This window comes from Spirosoma luteum DSM 19990, from assembly GCF_000374065.1.
Classification (GTDB): domain Bacteria; phylum Bacteroidota; class Bacteroidia; order Cytophagales; family Spirosomataceae; genus Spirosoma; species Spirosoma luteum.
Map to the genome: position 1 here is coordinate 86,602 of NZ_KB893252.1, position 13,769 is coordinate 100,370.

A 13,769-nucleotide genomic window follows, 5' to 3' on the forward strand; every position below is an offset into this window, starting at 1 on the left:
GGCTAATCGGAATAGTTTCGGGGTAATACTACCTGAAACCGAGTACCCTTCTCGGGTTCACTGTCGACCGATATCCAGCCGCCAAGAAATTCGCATAACTGTCTGACAATAAATAAGCCGATTCCTTCGCCCTGCGCATCTGCTCCCTTCTTTGGTACCGGCCACGACAATCCCGGTCCCGTATCAGCAAAGGTAAATTGCCAATGATCAGCATCTAACTCACCCCAGCTCACCGTTACTCCGCCTTCATTGGTGTATTTAAGGGCATTGAGCAGCAGATTCTGGGCAATTCGACTAATCTTGACAGCATCACCGGCTACAACTAGGGTTGCAGGACTTTCGAAGTTCAGCCGTAAATTACGCTCCACCGCCAGCGGTTGGGCACTGTCGACCAATGCCGCTAACAGTTCATTGATATTGACCGAACTTATATTGCGTTCCTCCTGCCCAGCCTCCATCCGGGAATAGTCCAGCAGTTCGGTTAGCATCTGGGTGGCCTGCCGTATATTTCGCTGGAGCATGGCCATCATCTGGTTTCGCTCCTCGTTGGTATCCGCCATATCCAGCATAGAAACCGCTCCCTGAATGATACCCAGATTACCCCGCAGGTCGTGTGTGGTAGAGCGTAAAAACTCGCCACGTCCCTGCACCTGCTGCCGTATCTGCTTCAGTGCTTCAACCGACTGGTTCGATTGCTCCAGTTCCATTAGCCAGCTTTCCTTATCCTGTTCCGCCTTTTTGAAGGCCGTAATATCCATTCCCGACAACACGACACCGTCATCATGTTTGGTAATGGACATGCCGATCCACTGGTCATGGCCTTCGCGCTGTACCTGCTTTTCAATATACATTCGCTGGCCGCTAAGCATCACTTTTTCCAGGTTATCGAACGTAACATCCTGCCACAAGGCTTCGGCCATGTGTTTCAGGGATAAACCCGGCATCTGTTCAATGGGCTGCCGAACAAAAGTGGCAAATCGCTGGTTGCATACCGTCAGTTCAAAATCGACAAGCTCATACTTTTCGTTGCGAACGGCCTGTAGCAGTCCGATGGCGGCCGATGAACTGTCCAGCACCGCCTGCAGGTTGATGGCTGTCTGTTGTATTTCTTCCACCAGCTGCAAACTGCCGATGTCCTGGGCAATGGCAAGCACACTTTTTACCGAACCATCCATGTTCAGTTCGGGTACCAGTCGGGAGTAGTAATACGCAATGCCATCCGGCGTTGGAAACGAATTATAGTGGCTTTGCAACAGGCCCGTGTCAAGAACCTGTTGTAGCTTGTTCATGTAGGGCAGGGCAATCTCGGCGGGCTGCCCCATTTCCTGATTGGTTTTCCCCAGCAACTCCTTAACGGGTGTACCCGCTTTTTTCTCGAAGGCCGGGTTGGCGTACAACAACCGGAGGTCGGGCGACCAGCGGGTAATCACGTCGGAGGTGGTATCGACAAACAGCTTGAGGTCGTTTTCGTTCTGTAGCAGGTTGTTCTGCGCCTTTTCACGCCCGCCATCGTTAGCCTGTGTCTGCGCCAGTACCTGCTGGGCGTGTACGACCATGGCATTGATTTCGAATACTTTTTGTATCCGCTGCTGAGCACGCAGGTCCAGGGCCTGAATCAGGGTTTTCTGACTATAAATTTCAGCGCACGTACCGATATACCCGCTAAAGACACCGTTCGATGCGCCCGCCGGCTTAGCAAATAAGCCACTTTCCGCAGATTGGCTGTTCAGCCTGCGGTCGGCCGCCAAAAATGTAGGACTGGCGTTCATCAGCATCCAGTGGTATTCATCGGGCGGGAATGCTTCGGTCTGTAGCACACTCTGCTGTCGTTTTAACCGTAACTCCAGTTGAAAGGGCAGCCGTTTTGCCAGGGCACTCGTAAACGTAGTGACAAAGGCCTGACGGTCGTCCGGATGAATGGCTTCCATCCAGCCCTGAGCGATGGTTTCCTCCAGCGAATGCCCCGTATAATTGAGCCAGGCCCGGTTAAAGAAGGTGTACTTTCCTTCGGCATTCGATACCCAGATGAGCACCGGGGCATTATCGACCAGGTCGTGCAGCCAGGCTTCGCGTTCGGCCAGTAGGCGCTGTGCCCGTCGGTGCTCGGTAATATCTTCAAAAGCCAGCAGAATAGCTTCTTCCTGCCTTACAACCCGGCGGGCGTTAACCAACAGCACTTTTTCGCCAATATCGTCGAAGTTATGGGTTATCTCAAAGGCATTGACCTGAATATTTCGCCGTATCACATCGGCCAGCAACAGCCTTAGCTTGGGAATGTCCCACTGTCTGTTCCCTATTTCGTAAATAAGCCGCCCTTCCGTTTGTTCTTCGTCCACCCGAAATAGCGAATAGAACGTTTTGTTGGCACTCTTTATCCGCAGGTCTCCATCGAGCACCAGGGTGGCTTCGCGGATGGTAGCAAAAATAATTTCCGAAAACTCGTTGGCTTCCGAGATCTGGTCGTTGCGTACCTGCAATTCCTGATTGATGGTCAGCAGTTCTTCGTTGGTCGATTCAATTTCTTCCTTGCTTGTTTCGAGCTCTTCGTTGATGCTCTGCAGTTCTTCATTGCTGCTGATTATTTCCTCATTGGCCGACTGTAGTTCCTCATTATTGGCTTCCTGTTCCTCCACAATGGAGCGCATGTCTTCGCGCAGGGTAGCCAGTTCTGCTTCCAGTTGCTTTATGCGCAGATTCCGCTTTTCTGTCAAATCGGCCTCAAAAGGCACTATAGCCTCCACTTCCTCAAAAAGCACCAGGTATAGCGGATCTTCCGTATCTATATTCAGGGGCACCACCTCGATAGCTACCTGATGGGCTATCCCATTAATTTTCACTTCCAGGCCGGACTTACGAACGGGCCGGGCCGATTGGCGGGCTTTATGAACGGCATTCCGCAACTCAAAGACCAGCGCGGGCCGGGCCATTTTCAACAGGTTCAGACTGGCTTTACCGGGCGAAGGCTCCAGAAACATACTGGTCGACCCACGAAAGCGCAGAATGTCCAGGTCGTTATTGACCACTACGCTGGCTGGCACGTACTGACGAAGCAACAGTTCATCGACTATTTTCTCTAAATCACCCACCGGAAAATCAGTTTTAAGGACAGCGTTACGTTGCCTGCTATACGTAGATGAGCCAACTCTGGCCTTGTTCTCATCTGAGCCCGCACCATCCAGTCTCAACCGGTCGAAGCCGGAACGGGGACTCATCTCAAAGGTTGCCCGGTTAATAACATCGTTTTTACGCACATATACTTTATAATTTTTTTCAATCTGAGCAAAAAGTGCCGTCAGGCTACCAACCGTTTCCGATTTTCCCAGCACCAGATAGCCACTGGGGTTAAGCCCGTAGTGAAACATGGCAATGGCTTTGCGCTGGTATACGCTGCCCAGATAGATCAGCAGGTTCCTGCAACTGACCAGGTCGAGTCGGGAAAAGGGTGGGTCTTTCAGGATATTATGCGGGGCAAATACGCATAGATCACGTACAGACCGGTTAATGCGGTAGTGTTCGTCTGTTTTGGTAAAAAAACGCTGTAGCCGCTGGGTCGATACGTCCATCACCTCCCCCTTGGTGTAGCTTCCCTGCCGGGCTTTAGCTACAGCCATTTCGCTGAGGTCGGTCGCAAAAATCTGGATGGTAACGCTGGTAGCCTTATCGCCCAGTGCCTCAATCAGCAACATAGCCAGCGAATACGCTTCCTGCCCGGTAGAGCAGGCAGGTACCCAAATGCGGATAGGTTCGTGCGGAGCTTTTTCCTTGATAATCCGGGGAAACAGCACCCGGCTCAGGTACGCCATAGTATCCTGATCGCGGAAAAACGTCGTGACGTTAATGAGCAGGTCACTGTACAGTTGCGGCATTTCTTCCGGATGCTGCCGGATGTACAGGATGTATTCTTTTAGGGTTTCCAGTTTGAAGAGCAACATCCGGCGGATAATACGACGGCGGATGGTGGTGATTTTGTAGTTACTGAAATCAACGCCAACCGCCTTTCTGACCAGTTGAATAATTACGTTTATATCCTCATCCGCTGCGGTTTCTTCGTTGTTTTCAGTCAGTTCTGTTTGTTGAAAAAATTCGGGCTTACGGCTTATCCGTTCCAGCTCCCGGGCAATTTCGGCAGGCGACAGTACCCAGTCAACTACGCCCTCGGCAATGGCGGATTTAGGCATGCTCTGAAACCGGGCGCTATCGTTCTGGGCAAATGTAACGCCACCCGCCTGTTTGATGGCCCGGAACCCCAGGGTTCCGTCATTGGCCATCCCCGACAGGATGATGGCAATGGCCGCTTCCTTCTGGTGATTGGCCAGCGAGATAAAAAACTGGTCGATGGGCATATGGCGGGTGTCTGCCTGGCGGGGTAAAAGTGCCAGCACCCCATCCACCACTTCCATATCCTGACCGGGCGGAATAACGTACACATAATTGGGCTCAATGCGTAACTGGTCTTCGGCTTCCCGAACCGGCATTGCGGTAGCCCGGCTCAGAATATGGGTAAGCTTGCTTTGGGCATTGGGGTCCAGGTGCTGAATAAATACATACGCCATGTTCGTACCGGGCGATAGGTTCTCCAGTAATTCCAACATAGATTCCATCCCTCCTGCCGATGCCCCAACAGCAACAATAGGTACAAAAGGCGATTGACTTTCTGTTGCTTCAGCCTGTTTAGACGTACGTTTTCCCTTTGCCATGCCAAAAAACTTTACCGAACGAACCGTATATTAATTACTATAAAAAAGCCTCCGAAGATAGAATTAGTTAATGAGAATTGTACGAAACAATGTAATTCGCCAGCATACAACTTCCCATAAAAATAAAAGCAGCCTGATAATTTCTTAGTTTATCCCACTTTTTTACTAGAGAAAGAAATAGCTTTGCCTGGTAAACGGCATGCGTTAAAATCAAGAGTATGGCAAAACGAAATATTATCGTTATTGGGGCTTCTGCCGGGGGTGTGTATGCACTGAAAGAATTAGTGGCATCGCTCCCACCTGATTTCGATGCCACCATTTTTCTGGTAGTTCACATATCACCGCATTCACCCAGTTATCTTCCCGAGATTCTAAGTCACGCGGGGCCAATAAAAGCGGTTCATCCCAAAGATGGGGAGCTTATTCAGCCGGGGCATATTTATATTGCCCCGCCCGATCACCACCTGTTGATTGAATACGACCAGGTCATTGTAAAGAAGGGGCCTAAAGAAAACCGGTTTCGGCCCTCTATCGATGCTTTGTTCCGGTCGGCAGCCTATACCTACGGCCCCCGGGTTATTGGAATCGTGCTGACCGGTATGCTCGATGATGGCACATCGGGTATGTGGTCTGTAAAGAGGATGGGGGGTATCTGCATCGTTCAGGAACCGGAAGAGGCTATGTATGCCAGTATGCCTAATCACGTAATGGAATACGTAGCGGTAGATTTTGTTGTTCCGGTGGCTAACATGGCTATGCTGTTAAGCGATTTGATTACGGAGTTGGTCCCCGACAAACCAAAACTGGTTCAGGAAGAGTTGAAGCGACTAGAAGTTGAGGTGAATATTGCCGCACAGGACAACGCATTTGACATGGGTATTTTAGACATGGGTGAACTAACGCCCCTTACCTGCCCGGAGTGTAATGGTGTACTTGTCAACATCAAGGAAGGCAAGCTCATTCGCTACCGGTGCCATACCGGTCATGCCTATACGGCCAGTTCTCTATTGGCCGAAACGACCAAGGTGGTAGAAGAATCGTTCTGGAAAGGTATCCGTGCGCTGGAAGAAACGGTTATTCTACTGGATCAGTCGAGCAGGCATTTTGAAGAAGGCGGCAACAAGGTAGCGGCCGACCAATTTGCCCAGAAATCCCGCGAAACGCAGGAGCGGGCGCGGCAGGCCCATTCGTTTGTTTTCAGGCAGGAGCACTTGAGCGAAAACAGTCATCTGTAAGTTATTAAGTTATAAGTGGCTGACGCGAAAGCAATACCCCGCGTCAGCCACTTATAACTTACAATTTATTGACTGTACTTAGCTTTTCATAAACCGCACCAGGCCAACTTCTACGAGCAAAAAGGCCAGGGCGGCCAGCAGAAAATACTTCCAGAGGCTTTTCCCTAAATTCTGCTCTTCCAGTACCTGCACAAAATCGCCATCCTGAATACTGTCAAATACCTCAACGCCGGGCTGGTTGGCAAATATTCGGCGTAGTTCATCGGCCGAATAATACTCCATGGACGATTCCTGATTGCCGTGGTTGAAAGCCAGTAACTGTTCCGTTTTGCCTGCACTATTCTGCAGGGAGTAGTAGCCCGCTTCAATTTCCTGCCCCACCGCCAGTTCGTTACTTTTTGGCATTTCGAGCAGTAGCTGGTTACCCACTACGCGCTGTACCGGAATAATTTCCAGTTTATCCCGCTTCAACTTATACACCGACCGTTCGGACGGATTACTCACCGGAATCGTAATCAGGTTATCATCAAACGAGTAGGCTGTTTGCTGCGCCCGAACGCTGGCAGCCGCCATCTTGTACATGACGGGTACAAACAGGGCATGTTCGGCCAGGTTACCGTACGTCGTTGATAACGGACTGGCCACCATATAAACGCTTCCCGCCGACTTCCCGCCCACGCTGGACCGGGTCAGCAATGGACTGCCATCCCGCAGCGTCAGCAAACGCGTACCCGCACTCCACCGCCAAACGGGCGATTCGGTCGGCATATTCAGTGGTTCTGACTGGTAACCCTGCTGAAATACGTCCCGGAAAAATGGATTTCTCTTATCGGGTTCAGCTACAGGTACGGGGCTTGGTATGCTACCCGGTGTAGCCGTAATCTGAATGCTTCCTACGCCCAGTGTACGCAGGAAAGGGCCGTACGAACCGGCATCAGGAATAGCAGGCGGAATGATAGCCAGACTGCCCCCCTGCCGCACAAAGTTTTCCAACTCCGTACGGAGGGTACCGCTTACCCCGGTAACGCCTTCCAGCACCACCAGGTCCGTTTCTTTCAACTGACCAACATCGAAGTTTTGGGCATTAAAACTGCGCCGGACAAACAGGCTGTCGTTTGAATAAACAGCCTCAATATACCCCTGGGCACCGTTGGACGGGCTGGCTTTCTGTTCGTACAAATGCACGATCCGGACGGCCGGAGAGGCTTCGATAACGAAGAAATACTGATTATCGAACGTGATGGGAAAGTCTTCAAAGACAATCCGCCCCCGGTGGTAGCCTTTCGAAACAACATTGAAGTTCAGCGAAACCGTCGCCGAACCACCCGGAGCCAGTACGGCCGAAGCCGTTGATGTTTGCGCATCATCCAGATACAACCGGATTGGCAAATTTTTGACGGCTTCCTTCCCGGCATTGGTCAGTTTCACATTCAGGCTGTTATTCTGCATTTCCCGGATGAAGGGGGTACTGAGCCAGACCGAATCGACATAAATATTTTTGGTAGACTGGGCATCCAGAGGAACGATATAGAGTTGATCGGTCGTGTCGATTTTCAGCCGGGACAGATCACCAGCGGTACTTTTCTGAAAATCGGAGAACCAGAACAGTTGGTTGCGGCCGGCCGGATTCAGCGAACTGAGCAGGTTACGCTGCCGTCGGTAAACCGTTTCGAGCGTGCGGGGCGTATGGGCAAACCGGATAGATGCCACCCGGTCACGAACCAGCTCGGCGGTGCCAGCCTGTTGCTCAGCCGCCGAAAAATCATTGGTCAGTAGTTGAAGCGATGCCGCGTTGCGAAACAAGGTCAGCAGTTCATCCAGTTTGCTGATGGCAATATCCAGGTAGCGTTTTGCATTGCGCTCATTCTGCATACTGTACGAGTTATCGACGTATAAACTCGTAACAGCCTGCCGGGATAACCCCAGTTTATTCTTGCTGGGAATAAAGGGTTGGGCAAAAGCCAGTACCAGACAGGCCAGAAAAAGGCAGCGGCACGCCAGAATAAGCCAGTGTTTCAACCGTCGAAATGACTTGGTCTCGGTCTGAACGTTGCGGAGCAGGGCCACATTGGTGAAAAACACCCGCCGTGTTCGCCGGAAATTAAACAGGTGAATGGCAATCGGAACCGAAACGGCCATCAGGCCAAACAGGAAGGAAGGATACAGGAAATTCATTCAGGAAGTTTCAGCAACAGACTTTCTTTAATAACGACCCCGCACAGGCCTTTCGTGCCGAAGTTAGTCAGGGATTGTGATTTCGTAAAATGCTGTTTTCGTTTGTAGTACATCGGTGTAGGTTATTGAACCGGATTTACCCCGAACCGTGGTAAAATCATCGACGGGTGTATGCCCGACAATCTGCTCAAACCCCGTCAGGTAATCTTTTTTAGTTTCGGACCGGTCGGCCCAAACGGGTCCGCTGTGGGCATCATAACCACCCCGTTTGGGTCCTACTTCGAACAGCAGATTTCTTATCTGGAGTGGTTGCCGGTGCATAGCGTTCAAAAATCCGGCCAGGTCATAGTCGGGCTGTACCACAGTCGCGTCCATACCGGTCTTTAGCTGCGCATGCTTGAGCCACTGGTTGGTAATGCCCGCGTGGGTGAACACATACGCTCCCTGCTGGTAAGCCACCTGAAACAGGCTATCATATTTGGCAAACAGATTACTCAACGATGGTTGCGCCCACGACCTGAATCCCGAACAGCTATAGTGAGGGAAGTGCAGGTACTGCGCATCATGGTTACCAATCAGCAGCACAAACTTTTTCGGACTCTTCCGTTTCAGTTGAATAATGTCGTACAGATTGGTATATATCGTCTCATCGTCTACGACGTAGCTATCGGTGTAATCGCCAAGAAAAATAACCTTGTCGTATAGTGTCAGGTCGGCTTCCCGCCAAACGGTCCTACCGTGGAGATCGCTGATAGTAAGGATATTCATACACATTTTCTGTTCAGTAAGATACAAAAAAAGCCCCAACCACTTCTGGTTGGGGCAACAAAATTAGTAGTATAATCAGCTTACAGGGTCCGTTTCACTTCTTTCAGTTCGAAGCTTTCGATTACGTCACCCACTTCGATATCATTGAAGTTCCTGATGCTCAAACCACATTCGTAGCCGAACTTCACTTCGCTCACATCTTCCTTGAAGCGTTTCAAGGCACTGATTTCACCCGTATGCACCACAATAAAGTCACGAATGATCCGGATTTTATTGTTTCGTTTGATATTACCTTCCGTTACGTAGCAACCAGCCACGGTACCAACTTTGCTGATCTTGAACACATCACGCACTTCGATATTACCCACAATTATTTCTTCTACCGAAGGAGCAAGCAGGCCTTCCATGGCATCCCGAACTTCATTGATAGCGTCGTAAATAATCGAGTAAAGGCGTATTTCGATTTGCTCCTGATCGGCCAATCGGCGGGCACTGGATGATGGCCGGACCTGGAAGCCCACAATCACGGCATCCGATGCTGACGCCAGCAGTACATCCGATTCGGAAATCTGACCAACGGCCTTGTGAATGATATTCACCTGAACTTCTTCCGTCGACAGTTGTAATAACGAATCGGACAGGGCTTCGACGGAACCATCTACGTCACCTTTTACAATGACATTCAGCTCTTTAAATGTGCCGATAGCCTTCCGGCGACCAATTTCCTCCAGCGTGATATGCTTGCGGGTACGCAGGGTTTGTTCGCGCAGGAGCTGCTCCCGTTTGTTGGCAATTTCGCGGGCCTCACGATCAGTTTCCATCACGTTGAACTTGTCACCCGCCTGCGGTGCTCCCGGCAAACCCAGGATCTGAACAGGCGTTGATGGTCCCGCTTCCTTGATGCGTTCCCCCCGATCATCCGTCATAGCCCGGATGCGACCGTAGTGCGCACCAACCAGCATAATGTCGCCCTGCATCAGGGTGCCATTTTCTACCAGTACGGTCGATACATAACCACGACCTTTATCCAGCGAAGCTTCAATGACTGTACCCAGGGCACGGCGGTCCGGATTCGCGGTCAGTTCGAGCAATTCGGCTTCAAGCAGTACCTTTTCCAACAGTTCATCCACGCCCATACCCGACTTGGAGGATATCTCCTGGGCCTGGTATTTACCGCCCCACTCCTCAACAAGCAGATTCATAGAGGCCAGTTCGTTCCGTATTTTTTCTGTATCGGCACCTGGCTTGTCTACTTTCGAGAAAGCAAACACGATGGGAACACCCGCTACCTGGGCGTGATTGATGGCCTCACGGGTCTGGGGCATAACGCTATCGTCAGCCGCAATCACAATAATAACGACGTCCGTTACCTTGGCACCCCTTGCCCGCATAGCCGTAAAGGCTTCGTGACCGGGCGTATCCAGGAAGGTAATCATCCGGTTGTCCGTAGTTTTTACACTATAGGCACCAATGTGCTGGGTGATACCACCCGCTTCACCAGCCGCTACTTTGGCCCGGCGAATATAGTCGAGCAGCGATGTTTTACCGTGGTCAACGTGACCCATGATGGTTACAATCGGTGCGCGGGGTTGTAAATCTTCCGGCTCGTCTGCCTCAACGTCAATACCCGCTTCGGTTTCATCTTCGGCTGATATAAACTGAACATCGTACCCAAATTCATCGGCAATAACGGTTATTGCCTCTGCATCGAGACGCTGGTTGATCGAAACGAACATACCCAGATTGAGACAGACCGAAATTACCTCATTGATGTTGACATCCATCAGCGAAGCCAGGTCGTTGGCTGAAACGAACTCGGTAACTTTCAGGATTTTAGCCTCCAGTTCCTCCTGTTCGTTCATTAACCGGCGATCCTCTTCCCGCTGGCTCCGACGGTCGCGCCGACGGTCGGCACCCCGGTTAGGCGTATTGCCCTGCATTCGGGCATTAGTCTGCTGGATTGCTTTCCGAACATCGGCCTGCGTCGGTGCTTCACGACGGCCGCCTGTGCCCCGGTTGGCCGTGTTACCACCCCGATCACGACCGCCACCCGTTCTATTGCCACCACCACCTGGCCGGTTGCCGGCGTTATTGCCGGTCTGTCCACCCCGGTTAGCCGTTCCGCTGCCCGGAGTACTGGTACCGGTACCAGTACCCGCACCAGTGCGGTTAGCAGGCGTTGCAGTACGATCGCCTTCGCGGGTATTGCCCGGAGCACGATTTCCGGCTGGCTGATTCCGATCTCCCGCTGGGCGGTCTCCCGGGGCACGGTTAGCCGGCCCACGATCACCCTCTCTTGGTGGGCGGTCCGGACGGTTAGCCTGTCCTGGCTGGCCTCCCGGCTGATTGGGCTGAGCGGCACTACCACTTACAGTCCCTTCGCGTCCACCGCGAATACGCTTGCGTTTTTTCTTATCCGCATTGCTGCCTCCACCCTGACGGGGATTATTGACAGGCAATTCTATTTTGCCAAGAATTTTCAGACCACCCAATTGATGGCTGCCAGCTGCCCGGATGGTTTCGGTTGGTGCATCAACCACTTCGTTATCCGTGGTCTCTGCTTCCACTTTTTTGGGCTGTGGTTGCGGAGCTTTGGGCTTGGAAGTATTGGCTGGTTTAGCAACCTCTGCACGGCCGGATGGCTTTTGCCCGGCATCTTTTACGGGTTCAGCCTGTGGTGGCGAAGCGACCGCTTCCGGAGTCGGGGCTACGGCAGGCGTAACTGATTCCCTGGGAGTTTCAGTTACAACAGGCGCAACAGCTACCGTAGGCGTGTCTGCCTGAACGGGCACAACCGGCACCGGCGTAACCTTAGCCTCAACGGGCTCGGCAGGGGCGGGCTTGGGTATTTCCTTTTCGGGCTGAACCATAACCGGCTGCACTACCTCCGGGGTCGGTTGTGGTGCGCTGGCTGCCTGAACTGGGGTATCCAGTGGCTTGGTAACTTCTGGTTTAGGCTCCGGTTTAGCTTCCTGCGGGGGCGTTATTTTAGCCTGGGGCGCAGTAGGCTGAGGAACAGAAGGTTTGGCATTTAAGTCGATTTTACCTACTACCGTCAAGCCTGGCAAACCGGTCTGGGCGGTTTGTGGAGCTGGTTTAGCGTCTACCGGATCAACTTTCGGTATATGGACCGGAGTGGGTTCCGGCTTATTTTCGTTAGTTGGACGTCCGGCGTCATCACGACGGTACAAAACGACATCCTCCTCCTGAGGGCGCGGTGACTCAGCAACCGCTACCGATGGTTCGGGCCGGCGAGTTCCGTTCAGGAGTTCCGTTGCTTTATACTCCTTCGCTAACACTTCCAACTGTTCTGTGTTGATCTTGGTGTTAGGATTACTATCGACCTTAAACCCTTTGGCAGACAGACGTTCTACAACACGGGCGGCTGCCTGGTTGAGAATTTTTGCCACTTGGCTCAGGCGCATTGACTTTTCTTCTGCCATACTTCGGTTTATATTCCGCAAATTTAATAGTTGTTGGTGTGGTAATAACACCAGTTCGGGCAATAAAAATCCCTCACTTTAGTAATGAAGCGTGAAGAACATAAATTGAAGACTAGTTTCCGGAAGGTCTATTCTACATTCTTCACGCTTCATTTCGCCCTAATCTCTATTCGAATTCCTGTTTTAGAATCGTTAGAATTTCTTCTACGGTATCCTCTTCCAGGTCGGTCCGGCGAACGAGTTCCTCCTTACTGCAGGCCAGTACGCTCTTGGCGGTATCGAGCCCTACTTTGCGGAGTTCGTTGATCATCCACTCATCAATTTCGTCGGAGAATTCCATCAGGTCAACATCTTCATCATCTTCCTGACCTTCATTATCCCGGAACACGTCGATTTCCATGTCAACCAGTCGACCGGCCAGTTTTATATTCTGGCCCCCTTTACCGATAGCCAGCGAAACCTGATCGGGCTTCAGAAAAACCGATACCCGTTTGGTGTCACGATCAATGGTCATGGTACTGATTTTAGCCGGGCTCAACGCGCGGCTAATGAGCAGTTCAAGGTTTTCGGTGTAGTTGATAACGTCGATATTCTCGTTGCCCAACTCACGCACGATGCCATGAATACGGGACCCTTTCATACCAACACAGGCTCCTACCGGGTCGATACGGTCATCGTACGACTCAACGGCAACTTTTGCCCGCTCGCCCGGTTCCCGGACAATTTTCCGAATCGAAATCAAGCCGTCATAAATTTCGGGCACTTCAATCTCGAACAAACGCTCCAAAAATACCGGCGACGTACGCGACAGGACAATCTTAGGCGTACCGTTAATCATGTCGACCCGACTAATCACGGCCTTCACAGCTTCTCCTTTACGGTAGCGATCTTTCGGAATCTGTTCCGTACGGGGCAGACTCAACTCGTTATTCTCGGTATCGACCAGAATAATCTCGTGTTTGAGTAACTGATATACCTCAGCACCGACCAAATCGCCGACCTGATCTTTGTATTTCTGATAAAGGAGTTCTTTCTCCATGTCCTTTATCTTCTGGATAAGCGTCTGCCGGGCCGTTTGGACAACACGACGACCAAAATCTTCCAGTTTCACTTCTTCGGCAACCTGCTCGCCCACCTCGAAGTCATCCTGAATTTTCCGGGCTTCTACGAGGGGAATTTTGTCATAATCCCAAATATCTTCCGAGTTATCATCGACGATTTCGCGGGTCCGCCACATTTCCAAATCGCCACTTTCCGCATTGATAATCACATCGAAATTTTCGTCGGTGCCGTATTTTTTACGAATCATTGTCCGGAAAACTTCTTCCAGAATAGCAATCATGGTGGGCCGGTCAATATTTTTGGACCGGGCAAAATCAGCAAACGATTCGATTAACAGTCCACTGGTCATTTTTGTTGGTTGATTAGTTGGCCAGTCGGTCAGTTAGATT

Annotated in this window: 6 protein-coding genes; 1 reads left to right on the forward strand and 5 read right to left on the reverse strand. The window is 51.3% G+C overall.

Annotated features, from left to right (window positions below):
• Window positions 1-2: 2 nt before the first annotated feature.
• Window positions 3-4,697 (reverse strand): chemotaxis protein CheB, encoded by a 4,695-nt coding sequence (locus B156_RS0110610; protein ID WP_018619679.1) that lies wholly within the window; start codon window positions 4,695-4,697, stop codon window positions 3-5.
• A gap of 218 nt (window positions 4,698-4,915) precedes the next feature.
• On the opposite strand from B156_RS0110610, the gene B156_RS0110615 reads away from it, so the two are divergent.
• Entirely contained in the window at window positions 4,916-5,932 is a 1,017-nt protein-coding gene (locus B156_RS0110615) for a chemotaxis protein CheB (RefSeq protein WP_018619680.1), read from the forward strand.
• A gap of 78 nt (window positions 5,933-6,010) precedes the next feature.
• Here the strand turns inward: B156_RS0110615 and B156_RS0110620 are convergent, their stop codons facing one another.
• From B156_RS0110620 to nusA, 4 genes are all read right to left on the reverse strand, one after another.
• Window positions 6,011-8,107, reverse strand: a complete 2,097-nt coding sequence (locus B156_RS0110620) for a BatA domain-containing protein (protein WP_018619681.1) — start codon at window positions 8,105-8,107, stop codon at window positions 6,011-6,013.
• 63 nt (window positions 8,108-8,170) lie between these two features.
• Window positions 8,171-8,875, reverse strand: a complete 705-nt coding sequence (locus B156_RS0110625; protein ID WP_018619682.1) for a metallophosphoesterase — start codon at window positions 8,873-8,875, stop codon at window positions 8,171-8,173.
• An 80-nt stretch (window positions 8,876-8,955) separates the two neighbouring features.
• The gene (gene infB, locus B156_RS0110630; protein WP_026260747.1) at window positions 8,956-12,318 is read right to left on the reverse strand and encodes a translation initiation factor IF-2; all 3,363 of its coding nucleotides are present in this window, start codon (window positions 12,316-12,318) and stop codon (window positions 8,956-8,958) included.
• Window positions 12,319-12,484: 166 nt separating this feature from the next.
• A complete protein-coding gene (gene nusA / locus B156_RS0110635) occupies window positions 12,485-13,729 on the reverse strand; it encodes a transcription termination factor NusA (RefSeq protein WP_018619684.1) in 1,245 nt (414 codons plus the stop codon).
• Window positions 13,730-13,769: the final 40 nt, after the last annotated feature.

Bases quoted from the DNA above. Each gene is read 5' to 3' on its own strand.
- B156_RS0110610 (WP_018619679.1), bottom strand. From the start codon at position 4,697: ATGGCAAAGGGAAAACGTACGTCTAAACAGGCTGAAGCAACAGAAAGT.
- B156_RS0110615 (WP_018619680.1), top strand. From the start codon at position 4,916: ATGGCAAAACGAAATATTATCGTTATTGGGGCTTCTGCCGGGGGTGTG.
- B156_RS0110620 (WP_018619681.1), bottom strand. From the start codon at position 8,107: ATGAATTTCCTGTATCCTTCCTTCCTGTTTGGCCTGATGGCCGTTTCG.
- B156_RS0110625 (WP_018619682.1), bottom strand. From the start codon at position 8,875: ATGAATATCCTTACTATCAGCGATCTCCACGGTAGGACCGTTTGGCGG.
- infB (WP_026260747.1), bottom strand. From the start codon at position 12,318: ATGGCAGAAGAAAAGTCAATGCGCCTGAGCCAAGTGGCAAAAATTCTC.
- nusA (WP_018619684.1), bottom strand. From the start codon at position 13,729: ATGACCAGTGGACTGTTAATCGAATCGTTTGCTGATTTTGCCCGGTCC.